The organism is Paenibacillus sp. Y301 (assembly GCF_059445505.1).
Genome location: NZ_JCAIUL010000007.1, coordinates 168,831 through 193,698, shown reverse-complemented (window position 1 = coordinate 193,698; position 24,868 = coordinate 168,831). Strand labels below are relative to the sequence as shown.

The 24,868-nt window shown below is 41.1% G+C and carries 23 protein-coding genes; 18 read left to right on the top strand and 5 right to left on the bottom strand.

Annotated elements, in window-relative coordinates; all coding sequences use genetic code 11:
* Nucleotides 1-62: 62 nt before the first annotated feature.
* Complete coding sequence (locus AC1D69_RS14205; RefSeq protein WP_495456814.1) at nt 63-692, bottom strand: TetR/AcrR family transcriptional regulator; 630 nt, start codon at nt 690-692, stop codon at nt 63-65.
* A gap of 169 nt (nt 693-861) precedes the next feature.
* On the opposite strand from AC1D69_RS14205, the gene AC1D69_RS14200 reads away from it, so the two are divergent.
* On the top strand, nt 862-3,081 hold the full coding sequence (locus AC1D69_RS14200; RefSeq protein ID WP_495456813.1) for an MMPL family transporter: 2,220 nt from the start codon (nt 862-864) through the stop codon (nt 3,079-3,081).
* A 121-nt stretch (nt 3,082-3,202) separates the two neighbouring features.
* Here the strand turns inward: AC1D69_RS14200 and AC1D69_RS14195 are convergent, their stop codons facing one another.
* The gene (locus tag AC1D69_RS14195) at nt 3,203-3,367 is read right to left on the bottom strand and encodes a hypothetical protein (protein WP_495456812.1); all 165 of its coding nucleotides are present in this window, start codon (nt 3,365-3,367) and stop codon (nt 3,203-3,205) included.
* 339 nt (nt 3,368-3,706) lie between these two features.
* Between AC1D69_RS14195 and AC1D69_RS14190 the strand changes: the two genes are divergently transcribed.
* From AC1D69_RS14190 to AC1D69_RS14160, 7 genes are all read left to right on the top strand, one after another.
* Complete coding sequence (locus tag AC1D69_RS14190; protein ID WP_495456811.1) at nt 3,707-4,048, top strand: DUF2294 domain-containing protein; 342 nt, start codon at nt 3,707-3,709, stop codon at nt 4,046-4,048.
* 189 nt (nt 4,049-4,237) lie between these two features.
* Entirely contained in the window at nt 4,238-5,323 is a 1,086-nt protein-coding gene (locus tag AC1D69_RS14185) for an ABC transporter substrate-binding protein (protein WP_495456810.1), read from the top strand.
* A gap of 33 nt (nt 5,324-5,356) precedes the next feature.
* The gene (locus AC1D69_RS14180; RefSeq protein ID WP_495456809.1) at nt 5,357-6,286 is read left to right on the top strand and encodes a nucleoside hydrolase; all 930 of its coding nucleotides are present in this window, start codon (nt 5,357-5,359) and stop codon (nt 6,284-6,286) included.
* Nucleotides 6,287-6,313: 27 nt separating this feature from the next.
* A complete protein-coding gene (locus AC1D69_RS14175; protein WP_495456808.1) occupies nt 6,314-7,135 on the top strand; it encodes an ABC transporter permease in 822 nt (273 codons plus the stop codon).
* Between the two features lie 6 nt (nt 7,136-7,141).
* Nucleotides 7,142-7,927 carry an ABC transporter permease gene (locus tag AC1D69_RS14170; protein ID WP_495456807.1) on the top strand — a complete coding sequence of 262 codons (786 nt, stop codon included), beginning with the start codon at nt 7,142-7,144 and terminating at the stop codon, nt 7,925-7,927.
* A 30-nt stretch (nt 7,928-7,957) separates the two neighbouring features.
* On the top strand, nt 7,958-9,016 hold the full coding sequence (locus AC1D69_RS14165; RefSeq protein ID WP_495456806.1) for an ABC transporter ATP-binding protein: 1,059 nt from the start codon (nt 7,958-7,960) through the stop codon (nt 9,014-9,016).
* A 22-nt stretch (nt 9,017-9,038) separates the two neighbouring features.
* Nucleotides 9,039-10,757, top strand: a complete 1,719-nt coding sequence (locus AC1D69_RS14160) for an adenine deaminase C-terminal domain-containing protein (protein WP_495456805.1) — start codon at nt 9,039-9,041, stop codon at nt 10,755-10,757.
* 65 nt (nt 10,758-10,822) lie between these two features.
* Here the strand turns inward: AC1D69_RS14160 and modB are convergent, their stop codons facing one another.
* Nucleotides 10,823-11,500 (bottom strand): molybdate ABC transporter permease subunit, encoded by a 678-nt coding sequence (gene modB / locus AC1D69_RS14155; RefSeq protein WP_495456804.1) that lies wholly within the window; start codon nt 11,498-11,500, stop codon nt 10,823-10,825.
* Entirely contained in the window at nt 11,497-12,312 is an 816-nt protein-coding gene (modA, locus tag AC1D69_RS14150) for a molybdate ABC transporter substrate-binding protein (protein WP_495456803.1), read from the bottom strand. The genes modB and modA overlap by 4 nt, the downstream gene beginning before the upstream one ends.
* A 165-nt stretch (nt 12,313-12,477) precedes the next feature.
* On the opposite strand from modA, the gene AC1D69_RS14145 reads away from it, so the two are divergent.
* On the top strand, nt 12,478-13,413 hold the full coding sequence (locus tag AC1D69_RS14145) for a substrate-binding domain-containing protein (protein ID WP_495456802.1): 936 nt from the start codon (nt 12,478-12,480) through the stop codon (nt 13,411-13,413).
* A 114-nt stretch (nt 13,414-13,527) separates the two neighbouring features.
* Here AC1D69_RS14145 and AC1D69_RS14140 read toward each other — a convergent pair whose 3' ends face one another.
* A complete protein-coding gene (locus AC1D69_RS14140) occupies nt 13,528-15,063 on the bottom strand; it encodes an FAD-dependent oxidoreductase (RefSeq protein ID WP_495456898.1) in 1,536 nt (511 codons plus the stop codon).
* A gap of 198 nt (nt 15,064-15,261) precedes the next feature.
* On the opposite strand from AC1D69_RS14140, the gene AC1D69_RS14135 reads away from it, so the two are divergent.
* The 9 genes from AC1D69_RS14135 to AC1D69_RS14095 all read left to right on the top strand — a co-directional run bounded on the left by AC1D69_RS14135 (nt 15,262) and on the right by AC1D69_RS14095 (nt 24,623).
* A complete protein-coding gene (locus AC1D69_RS14135) occupies nt 15,262-16,200 on the top strand; it encodes an aldo/keto reductase family protein (protein WP_495456801.1) in 939 nt (312 codons plus the stop codon).
* A 222-nt stretch (nt 16,201-16,422) separates the two neighbouring features.
* The gene (locus AC1D69_RS14130; protein WP_495456800.1) at nt 16,423-16,839 is read left to right on the top strand and encodes a MerR family transcriptional regulator; all 417 of its coding nucleotides are present in this window, start codon (nt 16,423-16,425) and stop codon (nt 16,837-16,839) included.
* Nucleotides 16,840-16,874: 35 nt separating this feature from the next.
* Nucleotides 16,875-18,323, top strand: coding sequence for a DHA2 family efflux MFS transporter permease subunit (locus tag AC1D69_RS14125; RefSeq protein WP_495456799.1), 1,449 nt, complete (start codon nt 16,875-16,877; stop codon nt 18,321-18,323).
* A 112-nt stretch (nt 18,324-18,435) separates the two neighbouring features.
* Complete coding sequence (locus AC1D69_RS14120) at nt 18,436-19,389, top strand: DUF2167 domain-containing protein (RefSeq protein ID WP_495456798.1); 954 nt, start codon at nt 18,436-18,438, stop codon at nt 19,387-19,389.
* Between the two features lie 289 nt (nt 19,390-19,678).
* Entirely contained in the window at nt 19,679-21,205 is a 1,527-nt protein-coding gene (locus AC1D69_RS14115) for a spore germination protein (RefSeq protein ID WP_495456897.1), read from the top strand.
* A 9-nt stretch (nt 21,206-21,214) separates the two neighbouring features.
* A complete protein-coding gene (locus AC1D69_RS14110) occupies nt 21,215-22,396 on the top strand; it encodes a Ger(x)C family spore germination protein (RefSeq protein WP_495456797.1) in 1,182 nt (393 codons plus the stop codon).
* Nucleotides 22,389-22,604 carry a hypothetical protein gene (locus AC1D69_RS14105; protein ID WP_495456796.1) on the top strand — a complete coding sequence of 72 codons (216 nt, stop codon included), beginning with the start codon at nt 22,389-22,391 and terminating at the stop codon, nt 22,602-22,604. The genes AC1D69_RS14110 and AC1D69_RS14105 overlap by 8 nt, the downstream gene beginning before the upstream one ends.
* Nucleotides 22,605-22,623: 19 nt before the next feature.
* A complete protein-coding gene (locus AC1D69_RS14100) occupies nt 22,624-23,688 on the top strand; it encodes a GerAB/ArcD/ProY family transporter (RefSeq protein WP_495456795.1) in 1,065 nt (354 codons plus the stop codon).
* Nucleotides 23,689-23,780: 92 nt separating this feature from the next.
* Nucleotides 23,781-24,623 carry a uroporphyrinogen-III synthase gene (locus AC1D69_RS14095; protein WP_495456794.1) on the top strand — a complete coding sequence of 281 codons (843 nt, stop codon included), beginning with the start codon at nt 23,781-23,783 and terminating at the stop codon, nt 24,621-24,623.
* Nucleotides 24,624-24,868 lie beyond the last annotated feature (245 nt).

Genomic DNA, 24,868 nt, shown 5'->3' with positions numbered 1-24,868 from the left:
CAAAAGGAGTACGCACTGGATAATACCAGTGGCGTACTCTTTTTTGATATCTGCTGATCCAATCACTCAGGTGCAATACCATGCCAGAATAAATCAATAATCTGATGAGCTAAATGGGCAGATGAAAGGTTATAGTCTGCATGAATTTGGCGGTTACCCACCATAAGTAGGGAGTAGAAAGTATGAGCAAGAAATAAGGTATCCGCGATACGTATTTCGCCATGGTCCATCGCTTGTTGGAAGCTTGCAATGAGTATGTCGTTAATAGCTTCTTCAGAGGACATGATAGCCTGTACTTGTTCAGGAGAGAGTGAAGGTCTTGCTTCACGCATGATGGTCTCGAAATCTCCATGTGACTTGGCCAATTTTGTCTCAGCTAGTTGTCGCAACCGATTCAGTAGAGGAGCTTCTTGTTCCATAATAACCTTCGTATGCATTCGTGCCATACCTGTCATGGCGGTTACGGAGGCAGTGAATAACTGTGCCTTGCTCTCGAAATGGTAATAGATCGATGCTTTCGTTACACCACATGCCTTGGCGATTTGTTGTAAGGATATGGCTTCATAACCGTATTCCATGAATAGGTTAGATGCGATTTGTAATATCATTTGATCCATGGGTAAATCTATTTCTGAACGTTTCGGACGCCCTGGTGTACGATTGGTGTTGGATTTGTTTGATGGTTGTTTCATATATGTTATATCCTCCAAATGGATAAAATTTTAATTTATTTTTTAAAAGTAATTGATAATTAACCTTCCGGTATATATAATTATATCTATACTTAATTATTATACACTGACCCGTTGTTCATTACACGTGTTTTAAGTTTTAAGTAAAGGGTTCAAGGAGGATTATTCAATGAAACAAGAGGCTGGATTCGGCAGATGGGTTGCCGGTAAACGAACGAAATGGATTACACTTTTAGTATGGATTATGGTTGTAGGTGTTCTTACTGTTGCCTGGCCAAGTATAGGTAGTGAAGAGATTAATAACTCGCCTAACTTGAATCATGATGTGGCTTCAGTACAAGCCGAAGAAATAGCAAATCGGGAATTTTCAAGCGATACGGGGATTCCTGCCCTTCTGGTATGGCATCGTGATGGGGGTATGACAGATGAAGATATCTCAGGGATACAACAGTTATTTGCCAAGTGGGGAGCTAACCCTGTACCGCACCAAGAGAGTGTCCCACCATTTGACAAGATGCCTCCGGTTGCGATAAAGACTCTCCTTTCAGAAGATCAGAGTACCTTAGTAACGCCGGTGTTATTTAATAAAGGTATGGATAGTGATCAGTTAAAGGATGGGGTAGAGGAACTTAAAGCACAGGCGAAGGATGTCTTAGGAAGCGATCCATTTGAAGTGAAACAAGATAACAAAAGTGAGTTAAGTGCTCGGGTTACGGGTCCTGTAGGTATTTCAATTGATGCAACAGGATTATTCAAGAATGCTGACTTTAAGCTGTTGTTAGGAACGGTCGTATTGGTGCTAGTAATTCTGTTATTCATTTACCGGTCACCTATTCTAGCGCTAATCCCATTGATTGCTGTTGGATTTGCGTACGGTGCCATTAGTCCAATCCTTGGATTTATGGCGGATAAAGGGTGGATTATTGTAGATAGTCAAGCCATATCTATTATGACGGTGCTACTATTTGGTGCCGGAACAGACTACTGTCTATTCCTTATTTCCCATTTTCGTCATGTACTTAAAAGTGAAAAAAACAAAGGCAAGGCTTTATTTGAATCCATAAAAGATTCCTCAGGAGCTATAGCAATGAGTGGTTTTACCGTTGTATTGGCTTTGTTCACTCTATTGTTGGCTAAGTATGGTACTTACCATCGTTTCGCGGTACCATTCGGTGTTTCTATTCTAGTCATGGGGATCGCAAGCTTAACGCTAGTTCCTGCTATACTGGCTATATTAGGTCGTGTCTCTTTCTATCCATTCATTCCACGGACACACGAAATGGAAGTTGAACATGCACGCAAGAAAGGAAAACCTGCTCCCACTCCTAAAGCGCCGAAAGAAAGCCGTTTGGGTCATTTAGTCGTCACTAAACCTTGGACCATCGTGATAATTACGGTCATTATTCTCGGAGGTTTGGCTGTTTTCTCAACACAAGTGAAAACAACCTATGACATTATGTCTTCTTTTCCAAAAGATATGGCTTCAAGGGAAGGGTTCGACCGGATTGGTAAACAGTTCTCACCTGGTGAGTTAGCCCCTGTGAAGGTCATGGTCGATACAGAGGGTAAGGAAGAAGTCTTGGGTGAGCAGTTAGCTACCTTACCTTACGTGTCTAAAGTGTCTGAACCCGTACAAGGTGAACAGAATCCAATGATCGTTGCATACGATCTTGAATTGTCTATGAATCCATATTCCATCGAAGCTATGAATCATATTCCAGAATTACGTACGGTAGCAGAACAATCGTTGAAAGACGCAGGTATTAGTGCACCTACCGATAAAGTGTGGATCAGTGGGCAGACTGCTACACAGTACGACACAAAGGAAGCGACGGATCGAGATACACGTGTTGTCATACCTGTGGTTATTGTGTTAATTACGTTACTATTACTGATTTATCTACGTTCGATTGTAGCGACCATTTACTTGGTAGCGACAGTCATCTTGTCCTATTTCTCAGCGTTAGGATTGGGATGGATTATTATACATTATGGTCTTGGTTCGGATGCGATCCAAGGGGCTATCCCGTTGTATTCCTTTGTATTCTTAGTAGCTCTAGGAGAGGACTATAACATCTTCATGATATCTAGCATTTGGAAGAAGCGTAAAACGATGCCCCTGAAACAAGCTATTAAAGAAGGGGTAGGAGAGACGAGTTCAGTCATTACATCTGCAGGGATCATTCTAGCGGGTACATTTGCTGTATTGGCATCCTTACCTATACAAGCGTTAGTTCAATTTGGGATTGTGACGGCTATTGGTGTTCTGATGGATACGTTCATTGTACGTCCATTCCTAGTACCAGCAATTACAACATTGTGTGGTCGATTCGCATTCTGGCCTGGGAAGTACAAGGAAATAAAGTACCAAGAAGGGAGCAATCAATAAACAGTAGATATGAATCTAATGAGTCTAAAAGTTAGAAAAGACCACCCCGAGCGAGAATTACTTCTTATATAAGAGGTAGTTCCCAAGCTTGTGGTGGTCTTATTGTTCATTGTGATGGAGATTAATCTTTCTTAGACTCCGTATCACTATAGGCTACAGGTTTGGCGACCCACTCATCAGCTTCGGGTTCAATATCTACGCCATTCTCCATTTTTTTTATTTCTGCTAGAGAATCTCCGTCTTTATTGATCTTGTTCCGTACTTGATCTTCTGTTTGATGATCCAACTGATTCCCTCCTTTTCTAAATCTATAGGCTTTGACACTTTTTAGAGTATCCCGATGCAGGTGTTATCATACGTGAACGTAGTGGGGAGGTGCGTAATTATTATGATTCATATTAAAGGATATAGATATCACATAAATCCGAATATTAACATTTTAATTAAATTAATAGTTCGTGTTCTGCTCTTAAAATCGATAAAATTATGGGTTTTTCCTTGCTTGAGTGGCTTAATTTATGTATAATAATTTTTGTTGAGATAAATACACTTATCTAAGGAGACGTTATTCAATGAGAAATGAAACGATGTTTCTCTACACAAAAGTTCTCTTGAAGGTGATGAAATGACGCTTTTGGATAGTAATGAGAGCAAGAAGAGGATTTCTCATATTTATAATGAGATTTCAAAGGAACTGTTTGGGTTTGGAACCACGTTACTAAGAATATCTATTGAAGAGAATCACGTGACTCTTTATGCGAAGCATCGTCGGTCTCCTAGATCGGCTGCATTGGAAGGCGAAGCTCCTGGCTTGAAGCTGGAAGTCGACTTCCGAATGTCTCTCTTATATAAGAAGAGACTTCGTGAGAAGTTAGAAGAGGAACTTGGGCTTTCAATTGAAGTTGTACTTCGTGATTATGATGGTACAACGCAATGGGCAGTGACTAACGTTATATTACATGAGTAGATAATGATTGTTATAAGTAGGATTTTTTCCTTGGATCTATCTAAGGAGAAGACCATTGAACAGAAATACGGGTGTCACTTCACTTTGTTTACAAAGGAAAGTGTTCTTGTCTAACAAGAATGCTTTTCTTTTTTTGCTAAAAAAATAGAAATTGCCTAATTAAATAAAATGAATATGGGGGAAATGAAAATGAAAAAAGTAATGGGATCCATTCTTAGCTTAACAATGGCAGGCCTCTTGATGGCGGGTTGCGGGAACGGGAATGCAAATACGAATAATGAAGCTAACAAAGGGGACAACGGTCAAGGTAAAACGGCACCAACAGAGTTAGTGATCTCTACTTGGGGATTCTCGGAAGACTTCTTTAATAAAGAAGTGTATGCCCCTTTTGAGAAAGAACATCATGTGAAGATTGTGACTGAAATTGGGAATAATGCAGAACGATTGAATAAGATTCGCCAAGGTAGCGGGAATGTAGATGTTGTGTATTTGTCTGATTATTATGCGCAGCAAGCTATTAATGAAGATCTTTTTGAGCAAATAGATCGTAGTAAAATCCCTAATGTGGGACAAATTTATGATATTGCCAAAGCACCACTAGGTGAAGAATACGGCCCAGCCTTTACCATTGGACGTCTTGGAATTGCGTACAATCCTAAATTAATCAAACAACCTGTTACTTCATGGAATGATCTATGGAGTGATGAATTTAAAAATAACGTAACCACTCCGAATATTACAACTACAGCAGGTCCGATGTTTGTTAATGCAGCGTCGATGGTTGCAGGAAGCAAAGGATTTAACGAAGATGCAGCATTTGCGAAACTTAAAGCGTTGAACCCAGGTGTTGTGAAATATTATGGTCAAACGTCGGAGTTCGTCAATATGTTCTCCCAGGAAGAGATTGCTGGTGGACCGATTATGGAAATGTATATGAAGGATTTGAAAGCAGCGGTTCCTGATGCTGTATTCGTCTCTCCTAAAGAAGGTTCTTATGCGGTTATGAACACAGTAAACATTGTTAAAGGCAGCAAGAATAAAGAGTTAGCTGAAGAATTTATTAACTGGCATCTGAGTAAAGAAGTCCAAGAGAAGTCAGCGAAGAACAAAGTTGATTCTCCAGTAAATACCGAAGTAGTTCTGACTGCAGAAGAAGCAGTAGGAGTTACTTATGGTGCGGATATTGTTAATCATCTATTGAAATTAGATATGAAGTTTGTGAATGACAATATCAAGACATGGACAGACCGTTGGAACCGTGAATTAGCTCAATAAGTCCGAATCTGTCGAATGGGAGACGATAAAAGAATGCGTAAAACAATTCTTGATGTAGATACAGGTATAGATGATGCATTAGGAATCCTACTTGCCGTTAAGGGTGGGATGGCTGATATCGTAGGGATTACGACCGTTAGCGGAAATGTTTCTCTCCAGAAGGCAACAAACAATACATGCAAAATACTTGAGTTGATTGGTACGCAGGACATTCCAGTTGTGCAAGGTGCGTTCTGTCCATTGATGCGAGAACCCAGATTTGAGCATGATGTGCATGGCATTGATGGATTGGGTGGAGCTTTAAAAGAGATGACACCCTCGAATAAGCCTGCCGAAGGATTCGCACCGGATTTTATCATTCGTACGGTAAAAGAGAATCCTGGGTCCATGACATTGATCATGACGGGACCTCTTACGAATCTGGCTTTGGCTCTGCGCAAATGCGCGGAGCTTCCAGAACTCGTAGATGAGGTTGTGTTCATGGGTGGAGTAGTCAACGCGAGAGGTAATATTACTCCTGTAGCGGAGTTTAACATGTATGCAGATCCTGAAGCGGCTCGGATTGTATTTCAAGCTGGATTCAAGAAGCTGACCATGGTTGGTCTGGATGTTACAAGTAAGGTACTTTTCACCGATGATCATATAGCCCAACTGACGAATCCTTCGATCAAGGATTATGTAAGTGTAAGTCTAAATGATTATATGGATCGATATGCAAGACGTCATGAAGGGATTCGTGCTAGCCTGCTTCATGATCCCCTAGCTGTAGGAGTTGCACTTTATAGTGGACTCGTAACTACGAAATCTTATTATGTGGATATTGAGACACGTAGCGAATTGTGTGATGGTCAGACGGTCTGCGACTTCAATGAACGCCTGCTTAAGCCATCGAATATGAACGTATGTATCGAAGTAGATAGTGAAGCATTCTTACAATTGTTTATAGAAACCTTAAACAGATAATGTTTCATCGGAACAGGAGCTAAATACATGAAGAAAACTTATTTATATTGGCTGCTGCTACCGGGCCTACTCTTTCTGATGGTGTTCATGATTGTCCCGATTATACTTACCATCGGATCTACTTTTTTTCAACAAGGAAATTTTACGATCGAAGGGTATACCCAATTCTTCAAAGATCCTTACTTCCTCAAGATCATGTTAACCACATTAGAAGTGAGTGTTGTATGTACGATTGTGAGTATTATTCTTGGATTTCCTGTGGCGTATTATATTTCGAAAAAAGCGCCTCGGAAGAAGGGGGTTCTACTTGCACTCGCGATTTTTCCATTGCTCACAAGTCCCGTAGTTCGCTCCTTTAGCTGGATGATTATCCTTGGGCGGAAGGGGATTCTTAATAATTTCTTAGTCTGGACAGGCTTGATAGATAGTCCATTAACGATCATGTATACGCCCATAGCTATGATGATCGGTCTCGTGCATTTATTCCTACCTATGATGATTATTTCCTTAGTGGGTGTTCTAGAGAATATTGACGGTGATCTATTGACGGCAGCTCAGAGCCTCGGTGCATCTAGACTCACAGCTTTCCGTAAAGTGGTGATTCCTTTGGCCATGCCGGGACTAATTATCGGTAGTATTCTGGTATTTGTGGGTAGCCTTACTGCCTATACTACACCAGCACTTCTTGGAGGTAAGCAACGGGTCATTGCGACATTCCTATATCAGAATGCGATGACGTTGAATGATTGGTACTTAGCTTCAGTAATAGCAACCATTATGATCGTGATTACCTTTGTGGTTGTGGCTTCTATGAATAAAGTGGCCAAGAAATTAAATCCGAAGGGGTAGAAGGAAATGCAGAACAAGAATGTAGGACTTGGCGTATTCAGTCTGTTGGTCTTTGTTTTTCTGCTGGGCCCGCTTCTGATCATATCGATCACCTCCTTTGAACCGGGTACAGTATTGAAATTCCCACCGGATTCTTTTTCACTTCGGTGGTATAAGAATATTTTTGACGTAGAAATGTTTCCTAAGACATTCACGACATCCATGATTGTCTCGTTGCTTGGTAACGTCCTGTCATTACTATTGGGAGTACCCGCAGCATATGCTTTAAGTCGATTTGATTTTCGAGGTAAAAGTTTATTAAATGCAGTATTTCTATCACCCGTATTGATTCCAGGAATTGTACTCGGGTTTACGATGTTGAAATATTTGATTGTATTGTATCATTTGCCTATTTATCTCGGACTGTTGGTAGGACATACGGTAATTATGTTACCGTTCGTTATTCGAGTGATCTCATCAAGCTTATCCAGTTTTGATTTCTCAATTGAGGAAGCCGCTATGAGTCTGGGTGCAGGAAGAATGAAGACCTTCTTCAAGGTCGTGCTACCCAACATTAAATCAGGAATTATTGCGGGTGTACTTATTGCCTTTCTAGAGTCCTTCAACAATGTAGATATCTCACTATTTATGACAGGACCAGGTGTGAGTACGTTACCTATTCAAATGCTTACTTATGTGGAAAATTACTTCGACCCGACCATTGCTGCGATATCCGTGGTATTGATGGTCATTACGGGCGTGCTGATGTTTGTTATAGAAAAAATAATGGGACTGGCTTATTTCACGAAATAAGTAACGTCACCATGAATATGGAGGTATTGTATGTCACTTTTAACTTTAGACCGTGTATCGGTTGCTTATGACCGTCAGTTGATCTTGGAAGACTTCAACCTGGACTTAGAAAAGGGGCAACTGCTATCGCTGCTCGGACCGAGTGGTTGCGGGAAAACGACAACACTACGTCTTATTGCAGGATTTCTGGAAGCTAAGGATGGGAAGTTCTTATTCGGGGGTAATGATTACACGCGAGTTCCTGTGAACAAACGTAACTTCGGATTCGTATTTCAGAGCTATGCGCTGTTTCCTCACCTCTCCGTCTACGATAACGTAGCCTTTGGTTTGCGATTACGCAAAGTGAAGGATGATGAGATTAAGAAACGTGCCATGCATATTCTGGAAACCGTTAGAATGATTGGATTTGAGAAACGCTTCCCACAGGAATTATCAGGTGGACAAAGACAACGTGTAGCGATTGCAAGAGCTTTGGTGATTGAACCGGACTTACTATTGTTCGATGAACCGCTTAGTAATCTGGATGCTAATCTGCGTGTAGATATGAGAGTTGAGATTCGACGAATCCAACAGGAACTGGGCATTACCACGGTCTATGTATCCCATGATCAAGAGGAATGCTTCTCGATCTCAGATCAAGTGGCAATCATGAACAAGGGAAATATTGAACAATTAGATATGCCCTCTACGATTTTTAAATATCCGGCAACTGAATTTGTCGCGAAGTTTATAGGATTTAACAACTTCCTTCCTTTTGAATCTAGAAGTAATGACAATGGTGAAATTCATCTGACGCTTAAAGGACGCACATACGTGGGATCTCAGCATTTAGGCACGAGTAACCCCAATGCACTTAAAGGAGCTTTCCGACCCGATGACTTGATGCTCTTCGAAGTGGATGGAGCGGACAGAGAGAATGCTGTTCCAGGTCTTATTAAGGTGAGCACTTACCTTGGACGGAGCTATCAGTATGTCGTGGAGACAGAACTAGGAGAATTTACTGTGAACAAGGAAATGGATCGGCCTTATCTCAACAGCCAGCGAATAAACCTCATTTTCCCCAAGGACAAGATGGTATTGGTGGAATAGGAAAGAGAGTCGGTGAGTGATCATGCATGCAGATATATTAATAGTAGATGTCCAAGTATTTAATAGTTATTACAAGAGATTCGAACAAGGGAATGTAGCTGTACAATCAGGTAAATTTCTATACATTGGTAAGCGGGGTGTCGAAACATTTGGAGGTGCTAAGATCATTGAAGGGCGCGGGCGGGTTATGATCCCAGGGCTTGTAGATATCCATTTGCATATCGAGAGCACGATGATAACCCCGGCGACGTTCTCATATGGCTTGATCCAGAATGGGGTGACGACGGTCGTACCTGAACCTCATGAGATGGCTAATGTATTCGGTGTCGAAGGCGTACATGCGATGATGGAAGCGAGCACGAATTGTGTTGCGGATATGTTCTACGCCATTCCGAGCTCTGTACCCGCGACTCCGATGGAAACGACCGGCGGATCGATTGAAATAGAAGACATCGATGAGTTGATGAAGACGGGGAAGATGGCTTGTCTAGGGGAGATTATGAATTATGTAGATGTCATTCGTGACCCTGAGTGTAAGACGAACCAGATCCTGAGACATATACGAACACATTACCCGGATCTCACGATTGAGGGACATACTCCTAAGCTGTTGGATCTTGATCTACATCAGCTCATTTATGCTGGGATTGATTCAGATCATACACATCAAAGTATTGAAGGCATGACGGCTCGTATGAAAGCCGGAATGTTTATTGAAATTCAAGAGAAGTCAATGACAGAAGAAGTGATGGATTATCTTATTCATCATGATGTATCTGAACATTTCTGTTTCGTTACGGATGATGTGATGACAGATTCCTTTGTAGAGTACGGGCATCTCAATCATATTGTTCGCAAGGCAATCGCTATGGGGATGAAACCAGAGGATGCTATATATGCCGCGACTTTAACACCTACGAAACGGATGAAGATGAATGATCGTGGGAGTATTGCACCGAATAAGAAAGCTGACTTCTTGTTACTATCTGATGTGACTACAATGGTGATTGATGAAGTGTACAAAGACGGGGTGAAAGTTTTTGCTACGGATGAAGAATATGTTGAACATGCTCAAGTTAATCCATTTCCAGAACATTTCTATCAGAGCGTTAAACTCTCGGAGCTTGGAGCTAATGACTTCCAAGTCCCTATCGCTGAAACTGATGGAGAATATCCTTGTCGTGTAATGATGGTTAAGGATGGATCAACCTTTACGGAAGAATATCATGCGAATATATCCGTGATGAGTGAGCAATTGAACTGGGAGGAAAGTCCGTATGGACTGATTGCAACGTTCGAACGCTACGGTAAGAACGGAAATCGTGCTTATGGGCTTATTGGCGGAGATACAATTAAACGGGGTGCGATCGCAACGACCTACTCTCACGATAATCACAATTTACTTGTGATTGGGCGTAATCGAGAGGACATGATGATTGCAGCTAATGAAGTGATCCGTAATCAAGGCGGATTCTGTGTTGTGGAGAATGGAGAGATCCGTTCGTTCCTTCATCTTCCGGTTGGAGGTATTCTTTCGGAAGAACCCCTTATAAAGGTGGCAGCGCAAGTGAAGCAGCTACGTACGGAAATGGAGGCACTTGGATATAAGCACTACAATCCAATTATGTCGATTAGTACGCATTCCTTAGCCGTTAGTCCAGCACTTAAAATTACCGATTATGGGTTAATCAATGTGAACGAGGGTAAGGTAGTTTCCTTACTTGTAGACCCTAAATTATAAGAGAATCGAAGTTAAAAAAGGCAATGCATTCCTTAACAAAGAATGCATTGCCTTTTCTGATTACCTTAATCTTGTTTTCTTCGCCCCGTTAAGAGTAGCAATAGAAAAGAAATAAGAATCATGGTCAGTGTCCATGCCCACGCCATATTCATATTGCCAGAATCAACCGCTACATAAATGGCTGTAGGGATCGTCTGAGTCTTGCCAGGAATATTGCCAGCAATCATAAGGGTTGCCCCGAATTCACCTAGGCCTCGTGCGAAACCTAGAATATAAGCGGTCACTAATGACCTCGAAGCCAAAGGAAGTGTAATATAACGGAATACTTGCCACTCGTTCGCACCCATGGAGCGACTAACGTCTTCCAAATCATTATCTATAGAAGAAAGGCCTACTTTCATCGTTTGATACACGAGAGGAAATGACACAACTACAGCCGCGATAACAGCAGCCCACCAAGTAAATATGATAGGTGAAGTAAATAACCATTCAATACCTTGTCCAAGCCAACTTTTTCTACCCAAAGCAATAAGTAATATAAAGCCAACAACCGTTGGAGGAAGCACTAATGGCAACAAAAACAACGTTTCAAGCCATACTTTTCCCCTGAATTGCCTTTTGGACATCCACCAAGCAACAGCCACACCGACTACAATCGTTATAATACTCGACAGAAATGCGATCTGTAACGACAATCGAATGGGGGTCCAGAACGTATGCCAGTCTATTTGTACCGTAATCATTTAGGAACGGAGAATCCGTATTTGATAAATATATTTATGGCTTCTTCGGATTGTAAATAGTTATAAAAGGCTTCCGATTCCTCACGGTGTTTCGTTGCACTTATGATTCCCATAGGGTACTCAATCGCGGTGTAGGTGGTCGGATCAACAGGGAAAATAACCTTAACTTTGTCTGATGATATGGCATCCGTCTGATAAACAAAGCCAGCATCAACGTTTCCAGTCTCAACGTACTGAAGAACTTGAGTCACATCTTTGGCTTGAACGATCTTCGATTGTAGAGTATCCCATAAGTTAGCCTTCGTTAATGCTTCTTTCGCATAATTACCGGCGGGTACACTTTCAGGGATGCCTACTGCCACCTTAGTTACTTCCGTTTGAGACAAGTCACTCAGATTGGTGATTTGGGCTTTACTATCAGCTGGAGCAATAACCACCAATTCGTTCGTTAATAGGTTTATATGATCGTTTTCTTGAATCAATTGTTTATCTACAAGTGCTTGTAGATTCTTAGTAGCTGCAGACAGAAATAGATCAGCCGGAGCTCCTTGCTCAATTTGCTGTTGTAGTGCACCAGAACCAGCAAAGTTAAAGTTAAGTTTAATGTTAGTGTAGCTTGTTTCATAACTCTTTTGAATGTCCTGTAGTGCGTTCGTTAAGCTCGCAGCAGCAGAAATCGTGAGTTCCACCGGTTCTGAAGACGTCTTCGTTTTCTGGGTGCTTGTATCTTTTGTAGAACCACAGGCAACGACCAGGATAGACATCATCAGGATCAGACATAGAATTAAGCTGTTTTTCATCATTTTAGTCATATTTCCACTCCTATAAGTTATGATTGATTATATCTAGTTATAACTAGTATGATTATACTTGTGTTTTTCCTGAAAAGTAAACCATATTTATCATAATGAATTGGGGATATGTTAGAATAAAGGCATAGATTCATACGGCGAAACGGTGCTAAGAAGGAGGATCCTATGACAAACGATGTGTCTTATACAACGGAGGAAATTTCGAAAATATTGAAGATTTCTAAGCTTACGGTATATGACCTGATCAAAAAGGGAGAGCTCCTCTCCTATAGAGTTGGCAAACAAATGCGAATAGATGCAGTAGATTTGGAAGCATATAAACAACGGGCAAAAGGGTTGTCCAACACGTTCAATCCTATAGATCGGCCTGCCCCTTCCTCGATGAAGATGGGTATACGATCCATCGTGATTACGGGGCAAGATATTAGCCTTGATATATTAGCGAAGCATATCGAAGATAAGACAACGGGGATACGCCCACTGCGAAGTCATGGAAGTAGTCTAGAGAGTCTTATTGCGATGTATAAAGGCGAAGCAGACGTTGTCAGCACGCATCTGTTAGATGGAGATACAGGAGAATATAATCTTCCTTACATAAGAAGGATACTTGCTGGTTCATCTTATGTGGTAGTTAATCTACTGTTCAGAAGAGCGGGTCTGTATGTTCAATCTAATAATCCTAAGAATATTAACCATTGGACCGATTTAACCCAACCAGGTCTAAAGTTAATTAATCGAGAAAAGGGTTCTGGAGCTAGGGTGCTACTAGATGAGCAATTAAGAATTCATGGCATCTCGGCTGATCAACTCATAGGATATGACGACGAACGATCCAATCATTTAGCTGTGGCTACCAGAGTAGCTTCCGGTGAAGCAGATGTTGGTGTAGGTGTCGAGAAAGCTGCTTCTATGGTTGATCATGTTGATTTCATTCCATTAATGAATGAGAGATATGATCTAGTCATGATAAAGAACGCAGATAACATAGACTGGATCCGATCTATCATGGATATTCTACAATCCGAAGAGTACAAGCGAGAACTTAGTGCTATCTCAGAATATGATCTATCACAGACGGGTCAAATTATGCTAGAAAACTAAGCTATATACAGCAAATAAACCACTCCATTCATGTATTGAATGAGAGTGGTTTTTACTGTGAAACGTGTGCCTGTCTTTTGATTTAGGAAGGCGCTGCTGCTACTTAGTTTTCTTTTATACGAAATCGAGCTTCTTCAGCGGTTCTTCAGCGGGTCCTTCAAGAACATGGCCATCATAACCAAATCTAGATCCGTGGCAAGGGCAATCCCAAGAGCGGTCACCTTTATTCCACTCAACTTCACATCCCATGTGGGTACATGTAGTATCGACTAGATGCAGATTACCTTCAGGATCACGATAGGCACCTGCTCTTTTTCCATAATGCGTAACGACCGATCCTTCATCTTTCTGAAGCTCGTCTGCTTTAGCATGGACAATCTCTAGCTTGCCGGATATTAACTCCTTAGCGACATTAGCATTCTGAACGATGAAATTCTTAATGCTTGGATCAGCTTGAAAACGACGTGAAGGGGTAAAAAGTTCAGAATAAGGGTTCTCTCTTCCTTGAATCTGATCGGTAATCAGTTTAGCCGATAACGTTCCACTCGTCATTCCCCATTTAGCAAATCCAGTAGCTACATAGATTCCTTCATGCTGCGCTGTGATCTGACCGATATAAGGCACTTTGTCGAGGGTGAATAAGTCCTGAGCAGACCAGCGAAAAGGGATGTTCTTCATTCCTAATAGGTTGCCACCGAACTCTTCTAGATTCTCATAATGTCGATAAGTGCATATGCCCTGCCCCGTCTTATGGCTGTCGCCACCAACCAGCACGACAGGTTCTCCATTCCATGTAGCTGATCTTAGAGAACGCGTAGGCTCGTCCACGCTAAGATACATCCCACCTTCAAATGGTGTTTCTGATGTCATAGCAATCACATAGGATCTTTCTGCATGAAGACGTGAGAAGAAGAATCCTCCAGCATCCGTAAATGGGAAATGGGAGGCTGAGACGATATGCTGACATGTAACTTTATGATCTCCATGGAGGGATCGGAGTGTGAAGGGGCGTTCTCCTTCGAGCTTTTCACTAACGGTTGTATTCTCATAAATCAGTCCACCAGCTTCAACAATAGCTTCCACCAGACGCTTCATATAAGCTAAGGGATGGTATTGAGCCTGCCCTGGAAGTTGGATGGCCCCCTTCACGACAAGAGGAATAGGAACATGTTCGATCCATTGTCCTGGAATAGCGAGTTTCTCATAGGCTTGAAATTCTTTTAGAAGTTTAGCTTTTGCCTGTTCCCCTTCTGCATACAGATAAGCATCTTCTACTTTCCATTCACAGGAAATGTCTAGTTCTTTTACGGTTTGTGCCATAAATTGTAGTGCTTCATTGTTAGCATGATAATACTTGGATGCTTGTTCCACTCCAAAATGCTGTATTAGTTCATCATAAATCATGCCATGCTGAGCCGTAACCTTAGCCGTGGTATGTCCGGTGGTCCCTTGTAGTATTTGGCCAGCATCCAGCAAGGCTACCTTGAATCCTTCCTTAGATAACAAGTAGGCTGTAGTGATACCCGTAATCCCTGCGCCTACAATTCCTACATCCACCGTAATATCTTCTTTTAGTTGAGGAAAGGTTGGAAGTTCTGTTGAAGCTCTCCACAAGGATTCGGGATATTGGGGTAGTTGGGTTGAATGTATAGGGTTGTTCACGATAGTTCCTCCTAGTAATATTAGTCATTGGAATTAGTCTTCCTCATTATTCAATAATTACCACTCTTTTTGAAAAAGAAATCAATTAAAGCTATAGACATGTGAACGGGATACGCGGAAATGTTACAATAAGATGGTAAAAGTGAATTTTCCAGATCATACGCTTAAAGGAGGATATTACAAACGATGAAGTACCGGAGACTTGGTGGTAGTGGGCTTAAAGTTAGTGAAATCAGCTTGGGTAGTTGGTTAACTTACGGTGGCTATGTGGAACAAGAGAATGCAGTTAAGGCGATTGAGACGGCTTATGACGCTGGGGTTAATTTCTTTGATACAGCCAATGTATATGAACGTGGAGCAGCTGAGCAATTGTTAGGTCCCACACTTAAGGCATATCCTCGTGAGTCGTATGTGTTAGCAACGAAAGTATTTGGTAACATGGGAGATGGACCTAATGATTCAGGGCTATCCCGTAAACATATTATGGAACAATGTCATGCAAGTCTGAAAAGACTAGATACGGATTATGTTGATATTTATTACTGTCATCGCTTCCATGCGGAGACACCAATAGAAGAAACAATGCGAGCGTTAGATGATTTGGTACGTCAAGGCAAAGTGCTCTATGTGGGAGTAAGTCAATGGACTGCCGCACAGATGGAAGCAGCACTTGCTGTAGCAGATCGGTATTTACTTGACCGGATCGTTGTTAATCAGCCGCTATACAATATGTTTGAACGTGAGATTGAGAAGGAGATTATTCCACTTGGTGAGCAAAAGGGTATTGGTCAGGTCGTATACTCCCCACTAGCTCAAGGTTTATTAACAGGTAAATATAACTCTTCAGGTCGTATTCCAGAGAATAGTCGTGCTGCCAAACTTGGATGGAATGAAGATAAGATAAGTGATGTACGCATCGCTAAAGTTCAACAATTAGAGGAAGTTGCGAATGAGCTTGACGTGAAAGTTGGACAATTAGCATTAGCTTGGATATTGCGTCAGAAGAATGTCTCGAGCGCCTTGGTTGGGGCAAGTCGTCCAGAGCAAGTCGTGCAGAATGTAAAAGCTTCGGGAATGACATTATCCGCAGAGGTATTGGAACGTATTGAGCAAATACTAGCTTAATTAAGCGAATATAAGGTTTTTATTGAAGGCAGTCAACGTGTATGGAAGGTGCACGGTGGCTGTCTTTTTGATATCTAAGGGTATGAATTACAAATGAAAACAAATTAAATTTCATGAAATAACCCAAAAAGTTAACGTTGACGTTAACGTTAGTCCAGGAGTATAGTAATATACGTTAAATTATTCAAAACAGTTGGGACATTCGGGAGTGAAGATGAAGAGATGGATTGGTTAAAAATTGACGATGTTGCCAAAAAAACAGGTCTGACTAAAAGATCCATACGGTACTACGAAGAAATTGGATTGATGCCAACACCAGAACGTTCAGATGGTGGGATTCGGTTATATACCGAGGAAGATGTGCAGTACTTGAATAATATCGTTCTAGCCAAAAAGGTGCTCGGGTTCTCATTACAAGAGATTCAAGACTATTTACACATTCGCGATCGAATGAAGCAACATCATAGTAACTCTCAATCCTCTAGCGATGAGGTGGAACGGAGATCAGAACTGGAGAAAATGAAGGAAATGGTTAGCCAACAAATTGATTTAGTTCATGGAAAGATGAATGATATGAATCAGATTTTGGCTGGATTAGTAGATATTCAAGAGAAAATTCAACAATCAATAGATAAATAAACTACAGCATATGTATAACAAGATGGAGGGCTATGATGAAAAATAATTCTGCCGCGACCGCCAGCTCATTTTGGCCGGTTCTTTTTGCAATTTTTTTTGGTAATTTCTTAGCTTCATTAAGCACGACAACGATTAATATCGCGTTACCTGCATTCATGACTCAATTTACTTCTGAGTTACATACCGTACAGTGGATGGTTACAGGATTTATGCTCGCGACTGGGGTAATCGCGCCTGTGCTTGGATTTCTAGGGGATCAATTCAGTTATAAGCGTCTGTACATTTTCTCGATTATCGGGTTTACGATTTGCTCTGCCCTTTGTGTATTGTCGTGGAATATTCAGAGCTTAATAGCGTTCCGAATCATCCAAGGGTTATTTAGTGGGCTGATCATGCCTGCAACGATGACGATTATTTATCAGGTTGTGGAGAAGGAAAGACAAGCTTTCGCACTAAGCATGTGGAGTGTATCTGCTATGCTAGGGCCTGCACTTGGACCTACACTGGGTGGTTTCCTTGTTCAACATTACAACTGGCACGCCTTATTTATTATGAATATACCTATTGGCCTGATTGCTATGGTCGTAGCATTTCGTTATATCCCATATTATAAACTCAGCAAGAAGCAACATTTCGATGGTGTTGGGTTTGTGACTGTTATAGCAAGTAGTGGAGCTCTACTCGTAGCATTTAGTGAAGGAAATACGTGGGGGTGGCTATCCGCTAAGACGTTATCCTTGTTGATTGGGGGAGCATTGATACTAGCATTCTTTATCTTATGGGAACTTAAAGTAAAGGAACCCCTTCTTCATTTGCGGATTCTACGTATACGGAAGTTCTCTTATAGTCTCGTGTTAAATGCGATCATTTCAATTTCACTTTATTCTGGAACATTTCTTATCCCGATCTTTCTGCAAAATATACAGCATACCACAGCGATGCAAGCAGGCCTTATTATGTTGCCAGGTTCACTGATGATGGTTCTTTTTGCACCCATTGTGGGTCGTCTATATTCTAAAGTTGGTCCTGTTAAGCTTATTCTAATAGGTGTAACGCTAATGGTCATCTCTACTTGGAGTTTAAGTGGACTTACGGTGACGACATCGCATCTGTTTATTACTGTATGGATGGCTATCCGTTATATTGGTATAACTTTTGCGAATATGCCAGTTACTAATGCCGGTATGAGTTCTGTACCTGCTCAGGAGTCTGGGCATGCTTCCTCCATCAATAACTGGATTAAGCAGGGGATGGGTTCGTTTGCGATTGGTATATTTAGTTCTCTCTTGGCTAGTCGTACCGTCGTTCATTTAGCAGGTGTCATTAACCCGAAAGAAGCGGAACAACAATTTGCCTTTACCTGGAGTGTCGACGATGTATTTGTGATTGCGACCATTATTGTTGCATTAGCTATACCCGTTACATTTCTCCTGAAAGACAAAAAATCGAAACCAGCCCAACTATCTCGGACTACGGCAACATAGGCTCCTAGTCTATAGGTGTGAAATATAAATTTATCCATTTCTATTCATTTTTAAGATGTTCTCTCCGATAATTATACCTTGTTGGTAAATAATAACTAAGGGGAGAAATACTGTGAAGATTCAGAGAATTGGAAGGTTTAGAATAGATCGCAGAGCGATCAGCTTGATACTAGCTTTCATCATTGCAGTCTATGCAATGATGGGGGTATCGAGTGTTGTGCATGCGGATGCTGAAACCCAGGAATTAAAGTGGGTAGAGGGTTCGGGACAAGAAGTTGATCTTAGCACAATAGCCAAACTCAAATTACAGACAGGGCTACTTTTTCTAGATAAGGACAACACAATAGCAAATGAACTGTCCTATGGTGGAGTACCGAGTAACAAGGAGATTGGATCGGTATATCCAATGGATGAGAATGAAAATTGGTCTGTATTTTTTGATTATGATGATGTGGGTCATATTTCAGATGATGAGAAAAATGATATCGATGCAGATGCTTTACTAAAAAGCTATAAAGATGGTACGGAAGCAGCCAATAAAGAAACAACAGAAGAGAACCACTTATTCGTAGACGGTTGGGATGTTCCACCGACGTACGATGATAACTTACATAGTTTGAAATGGTCACTCCTAGCTCACGATATCAACAATGAGACACTAATTAATTACAACGTGCGCTTATTAACGAGAGAAGGGTACGTTTCTGCAATTCTTGTAACCGATCCTGAACATTTGGTGGAGGACCGCAAGACTTTTGAGAATATGGTGGTATCCAACTTCTCAGTAAACGCAGGGGAAGGGTATGCAGACTTCGACGAGTCTACCGATAAGCTAGCTGAAATGGGCCTTACTGGATTAATTGTGGGTGGCGCTGGATTGGTCGTAGCCAAAAAAGTTGGCTTAATTGCTATGCTTGTTGTACTTGTTAAGAAGTTCGGGATTGTATTGGTTGTTGCTATAGGTGGATTATTTAAATTTCTACGTAGAGGACGTAAGAATAAAGACACAACAATAACTCCTAATCATGGTGATAATGTTCCTGTAGATACTAATGATAGATCTTAAATAAAATGTGAAACGTATATTGAATGTAAAAAAGAAACCTCTTCTTGATTTAAAATGGCTGGTCGAACTTCCATTTTACTAAAGAAAGGTTTCTTTTTTTATGATTTTTAGAATGAGACCACAGCGATAGTGATGTATTTAATGATCCATACATAATTTCCATAAATATGGAACAACCTACTGATAAATCCTATGAAAATATAACAATCAATCGAGGTGTCGACGAGTGAGGAAATCAGGAAGATCACAGAAATTTATATCAGACACAGGGGCATCTTCCAATGGTACTTTGGGTCTTCCATCTCCACCTATTGAAGAGGAGCTCCTACAGAAGGATTTATCCCGAAATATAGAGATGGCAAAAAAGATATTCTCGGATAGCTCAGATATGGTGTACCGAAATATTCAAGCAACCCAAGGGCAGGCAGCATTTATATTCTATATAGAAGGCATTGCAGACTCTAAGGAAGTAGAATCTGAAATGTTGAATCCATTTATCATAGGTTACGTTGAGAATGAAGGTGAGGACGAACCTATTAAGTCACCTCAAAATACTCGCGTGTCGCTGTTACAAGCTTCAAAGGGTACGACATGGGGCGAAGTCATTACTGCGGTAATTAACTCCAGTGTAGTATTGCTGATGGAAGGAAGCAATGAAGCACATTTCTTCAATGTGAAGGGCGGCGTAAGACGTGGCGTGGAAGAACCACAGACGGAGTCTGTTATCCGTGGCCCAAGAGAAGGTTTCACAGAAACCTTAAGGGTGAATACGGCACTTATACGCTTCAAGCTCAAGACACCGAAGCTAAAGATGGTTAGTTTTGTGATTGGGGAAGAGAGCAAAACAGATGTTGTTCTAACGTATATCGATGGATTAGCGGATCCTAAACAAATTAAAGATGTTACCAAACGTCTAAAGGACATTAAGATCGATGGCATTCTAGAATCGGGGTATATTGAAGAACTGATAGAGGATCATCCGTATTCACCCTTTCCACAGGTGCAATATACGGAACGACCTGATTCGGTTGCTGCTCAATTATTAGAGGGCTCTTTTGCCATTATAGTTGATGGTACACCCTTTGTTCTGGTTGGCCCCGTGTCCTTATGGCAATTAATGCAAGCGAGTGAGGATTACTATGAACGATTTTTTATTAGTAATTTCGTTCGAATGCTCCGATACATCTTTGTGTTGATTGCTATATTTCTTCCTGGCTTGTATATAGCTGTGACGACCTATCACCAGGATATGTTGCCATCAACCTTGATCCTAAGTATATCGGCAGCTCGTGAAGCTATTCCCTTTCCAGCACTTGTTGAAGCATTGATGATGGAAATCGCATTTGAAGCTTTACGTGAAGCGGGAATCCGCTTACCCAAGACTGTCGGACAAGCCGTCAGTATACTCGGAGCACTCGTGATTGGACAAGCGGCAGTAGAAGCGGGAATTGTGTCTGCACCTATGGTTATTGTCGTATCTCTAACGGGAATAGCCTCTTTTACAATCCCTAGGTTTAATCTAGCCATTACCGTTCGATTATTACGATTCCCATTAATGATTATGGCAGGTATGTTTGGACTATTCGGTATAGTGATTGCTTCGATGTGGATACTAGTTCACTTATCTCAGTTAACTTCCTTTGGAGTCCCATATTTGTCGGGAATTAGCCCATTCTATAAGAACGATCAGAAGGATATATTCGTCCGTGCACCTAGGTGGCGAATGATCCATAGACCCCATGGAAAAGCGGAAGATAATAATAAGCGAATGAAGAAAGAAATAAACGGAACTCCTAAACCTGAAAAAGGTTGGTGAAAAGGTGATATGAAGAAAATATTCTCAGTAACTGCGATGTTGTTAATCTGTCCAGTATTCTTATCTGGTTGTTGGGATCGCAAGGAAATCAATGATTTAGCCTTTGTAATAGGTACTGCTGTAGATAAGGAGGGCTCTCAGTATCGCACTAGTTTACAGATCGCTTTGCCTGGTGAGCTTGGAGGTCCTGGAGGTAAAGGAACTACTGGGGGTAAGAGGTGGTATATCGAATCTAACATAGGGAAGACCCTACGCGTGTCAACACTTGAATCTCAAAGAAGTACTTCGCGTGAGTTTAATGTTTCGTCTCGCCGCTCTCTAATTATAGGAGAAGATTTAGCACGTGAGGGAATCGCACCTATTCTGGATGTGTTTACTAGGACACCTCAGAATCGACTCTTATCGGTAGTAGCAGTTACAGAGGGGCCAGCTTACAAAATACTTGATACGGATGCACCGCTTGAATCCTTTCCAACCGAGATGGTTCGGGAGCTAGTTCTTAGTTACACCAGAACGCCTATCACCATTAAACGCCTATTGAATGACCTATTGTCTGAAGGGGTTGACCTTACACTCCCGATGATTAAGGTGGACTTGTCCGTACCTCCTAAGGTAGGTGAAGCTGTAAAGAATGTTAAACTTAATGGCTTAGCTATTTTTAAAGGGGATCGCATGGTTGGATCCTTAAAGGATGAAATGGCCAAAATCATCATTATTGGCATGAATCAAAATAAAAACTTAGGAATAACGATACCTTCGCCCATGGGCGAAGGAACACTAACCCTTTCATTTAGACAGAGTAACGTGAAGCTAGTTCCCGTCATTCATGGAGATGAAATAACCATGAAAATTCAAATTAAGTTGGAAGGAACAATTGTTGAGGCAGAATCTGAATTCACTCCATCGAGTGACATGGGTATGTATAAAATTCAAGAATCAGTGGAAGAGAAGGTACAGAAAGATTTAACAAAAGTCATAACAATACTACAAGAACAATATCAAGCAGACAGTTTAGGGTTTGGCCGAGCTATTCACCACCAGAAACCGAAAGATTGGGATCGATTGAAGAATCGGTGGCAAGATATATATCCTCATGTCAAAACAGAAATCGCTGTAGATATGCATCTTGAGACCGTTGGTCAAGCTCTAGAACCTATGGGGCTTCCAGAAGGGGAGATAGTTCATGATTAATTTATCGCTGTTACTCATCGTTTTTATTATCTTGATACTATGGTTGGACTGGAAGGTTCTTCGTACACTCCCTCCATCTAATCGATGGGTTGCCTGCTCTTTGTTTGTCCTAAGTGTAGGTATATTTATATTCGATTTGAAATTCGATAAAACCATAAGCCCAACGGCGTGGCTTGGGCGGATCATTAAGCAATGGAATCCGTTTTAACAAGGAAGAGGGAATCAATGTGACCAAAATTACACATCGTCAAATCATCATTCTCGGGATCGTCTATATGATACCTTTTGTGATCAATGAAGTACGTTCGCTCTCAGCAGCGAAACAACATACATATGTCACCTATTTGGTAGCATCCATCCTATTTATGGGAGTTCTATGTTTGTTATCACGTAGTGCGAAGCGATTTCCAGATCAGGATTTATTCCAGTCGTTAACCGCTAGGTTTCCCGCTCTAGGAAGAGGAATAGTGTTTCTCTATCTTATCTTCTTCTTTTACATTCTTGCGCGCGATACTAGAATTATGATTGACTATACAAATGTGATTTTGTTACCCAATACGCCGTTAGTTATTATTACACTTTGTATTACTGCCACGGTGATCTATATAGCAAGGGGTGGAGCTCGAACATTAATTTCGTTATCAGAGTTGATGGGCCCACTATTCATCATATCGCTGTTGTTCATGCTAATTATGTTATTGAAGGCACTAGATGTATCTAATATGATGCCTATCCTCCATCTGAACATGCCTGGGGTAACCGAGGGAACTTGGCTTGTATTATCGTCTATAGGACAGATTATTGTGTTGCCATTTATTATACCTAGCAAAGCATACCGCTATAGAGATCTCCTTAACTCACTAGTCATAAGTACATTGTTAATTGTTCTAGTTGTACTCATGTTAATATTAGTGATAGGAGTTCCTGTCGCAGAAAGGTTGATGTATCCCAGTTATGAACTGATCCGTGAGATTAGGATCGCAGATTTCTTGGATCGATTCGATCTTCTCATGGTTGGCGTATGGTATCCACTCGTTCTAATTAATATGGCGATTAGTCTGTACGTTATCTGTTATGGACTCAAGATTATGGCACCTTCTATATCTGGTAAAATGATGGTAGCACCGGTTGGGGTTCTCTCATTTTCTTGTGCAGGCTGGTTTTTTCATGATGCGGTTCAAATGTTAGAATTTAATCATCAATGGCCATGGATTGCGATTATATTTGAGATTATTATTCCTATTGGGATTTTTGTACTCCTTCGTCCTCGTAAAACTTCCCTGAAACATTAAACATTTTAGGAGGAAGATGGTACAATTGATGAGTGGATAGATTGTTATTCACATAAATGGTTGTACCTCTAAGATGATGGGAGGATAAGAAGATGTCTCAGAAGATGATTGGTAAAGTTGTAGCTCTAGCTGCCTCTCGTAAAGTAGCTGAAATGGGTAAGTTAATAGAAAATATGGGTGGGACGCCCGTTTATCGCCCGGCACAAGGAACCGTTTTTCTAGATAATGACAAGATTCGTGAGGAATTAGTTTCATGGATTGAGAATCCGCCAGAATGGGTAATCTTAACGACAGGTATGGGTTTAGAAGCTCTATTTGCTATGGCTGAGAATATGGGCATAGAAGACAAATTCCTAGAAATTCTGTCCACTTCATCCATTGCGGCCAGAGGATACAAAACAGTGAATGCGTTGAAAAAGCGTCAATTGACACCTGTTATTAGAGATGATGATGGGAGTAGTGAGGGACTAATTCGTTCCTTTGAGTCATATGATATAAGAGGTGCTAATGTGATCTTACAACTCCATGGCGACTCGGCACCCAAACTTACGAAATGGTTAGATGAGCAGGGAGCAACAACGAAACAAATACTTCCTTATCGTCATGAGCAACCTGAAGAACAACATTTGGAACAACTCATACAGGATATCGTACAAGCTAGAATCGATGCGGTTACCTTTACAAGTGCACCACAGTTCCGCTTCTTGATGGAGTATGCCCGGGAACATAATGAAGTGACTACATTGATTAATGCATTGGAAAATAAGGTCGTGGCAGTAGCTGTAGGTAAAGTTACAGCTCAAGCGCTGAAAGAAGAAGGAATTCAGCGTATTATAATGCCGGAAGAAGAACGTATGGGTAGTATGATGGTGGAGTTAGGGCGGTATTTTGCTTCTCAATCAGAGAGCGAAGTGGCTGTTACTGATGAAGAATAAGAAACAATTCTAAAGATGAAGTGCTATACTTAAATGACCACAATGTAGCTTCCAATGGTACAGCCGAAAGGCTTGTACCATTTTGATATTCTATATAAAATGGATTTATATTACATATTACCGTTTTATAACCTCTGGATCGCTAGAGGCATGAGATAAGAATTGTATGTGAAATAGGCACGAAGAGGAGAATATCTAATAGCAGCTTTTACGAAGCTAGGACTAAATGGGAGAACATGTGTTGA

Coding starts and splice junctions, on each gene's coding strand:
- modB (WP_495456804.1), bottom strand. CDS start 11,500: ATGATTACGGTACAAATAGACTGGCATACGTTCTGGACCCCCATTCGA.
- AC1D69_RS14170 (WP_495456807.1), top strand. CDS start 7,142: ATGCAGAACAAGAATGTAGGACTTGGCGTATTCAGTCTGTTGGTCTTT.
- AC1D69_RS14190 (WP_495456811.1), top strand. CDS start 3,707: ATGACGCTTTTGGATAGTAATGAGAGCAAGAAGAGGATTTCTCATATT.
- AC1D69_RS14160 (WP_495456805.1), top strand. CDS start 9,039: ATGCATGCAGATATATTAATAGTAGATGTCCAAGTATTTAATAGTTAT.
- AC1D69_RS14110 (WP_495456797.1), top strand. CDS start 21,215: ATGAAGAAAATATTCTCAGTAACTGCGATGTTGTTAATCTGTCCAGTA.
- AC1D69_RS14165 (WP_495456806.1), top strand. CDS start 7,958: ATGTCACTTTTAACTTTAGACCGTGTATCGGTTGCTTATGACCGTCAG.
- AC1D69_RS14105 (WP_495456796.1), top strand. CDS start 22,389: ATGATTAATTTATCGCTGTTACTCATCGTTTTTATTATCTTGATACTA.
- AC1D69_RS14185 (WP_495456810.1), top strand. CDS start 4,238: ATGAAAAAAGTAATGGGATCCATTCTTAGCTTAACAATGGCAGGCCTC.
- modA (WP_495456803.1), bottom strand. CDS start 12,312: ATGACTAAAATGATGAAAAACAGCTTAATTCTATGTCTGATCCTGATG.
- AC1D69_RS14175 (WP_495456808.1), top strand. CDS start 6,314: ATGAAGAAAACTTATTTATATTGGCTGCTGCTACCGGGCCTACTCTTT.
- AC1D69_RS14135 (WP_495456801.1), top strand. CDS start 15,262: ATGAAGTACCGGAGACTTGGTGGTAGTGGGCTTAAAGTTAGTGAAATC.
- AC1D69_RS14200 (WP_495456813.1), top strand. CDS start 862: ATGAAACAAGAGGCTGGATTCGGCAGATGGGTTGCCGGTAAACGAACG.
- AC1D69_RS14095 (WP_495456794.1), top strand. CDS start 23,781: ATGTCTCAGAAGATGATTGGTAAAGTTGTAGCTCTAGCTGCCTCTCGT.
- AC1D69_RS14180 (WP_495456809.1), top strand. CDS start 5,357: ATGCGTAAAACAATTCTTGATGTAGATACAGGTATAGATGATGCATTA.
- AC1D69_RS14130 (WP_495456800.1), top strand. CDS start 16,423: ATGGATTGGTTAAAAATTGACGATGTTGCCAAAAAAACAGGTCTGACT.
- AC1D69_RS14125 (WP_495456799.1), top strand. CDS start 16,875: ATGAAAAATAATTCTGCCGCGACCGCCAGCTCATTTTGGCCGGTTCTT.
- AC1D69_RS14145 (WP_495456802.1), top strand. CDS start 12,478: ATGACAAACGATGTGTCTTATACAACGGAGGAAATTTCGAAAATATTG.
- AC1D69_RS14205 (WP_495456814.1), bottom strand. CDS start 692: ATGAAACAACCATCAAACAAATCCAACACCAATCGTACACCAGGGCGT.